Here is a 492-nt window from a genome sequence, read left to right on the forward strand (position 1 = left end):
CTGTAAAGTAAGTCCACTACGTTTAATTACAAACATGAAAAATATGTCTGTGATGGCCTTGGCGACAACTTCTTCAGCAATTACTTTACCAGTAGCTTTGGAAGAAACAGAAGCAAAATTAGGTTTAAGTAAGCGAATTACTAACTTAGTGTTGCCGTTAGGTATGTCATTAAACAGTAACGGTTCAGCGATGCATATGGCTTTTACTGTAATGACTATCGCTCAGATGTATCAGCTAGAGTTTGATATTACGAAAATGATTTACTTAGCAATTACAGCAACGTTTGTCTCACTAGCAAACGCAGTTGTTCCCGGTGCGGGCTTAGTCTCACTGGCAGTGATTGTTCCGCAAATGGGTTTACCCATTGAGAGTATTGCAATTTTTGCAGGCGTCGAATGGTTTGTTGGCATGTTACGAACAATTTTAAATGTCAATTCAGATGTTTACTCTGCTATTCTAGTTGCAAAATCAGTGGATGAAATTGACTATAC

The 492-nt window shown here is 38.2% G+C and carries 1 protein-coding gene; it reads left to right on the forward strand.

What is annotated here, in order from left to right:
• Positions 1 to 34: 34 nt before the first annotated feature.
• Positions 35 to 492 (forward strand): cation:dicarboxylate symporter family transporter (locus ACU8YE_RS24585; RefSeq protein ID WP_446930036.1); only part of this gene is annotated, 458 nt, incomplete at its 3' end.

It is taken from the genome of Ralstonia sp. VS2407 (assembly GCF_052950655.1).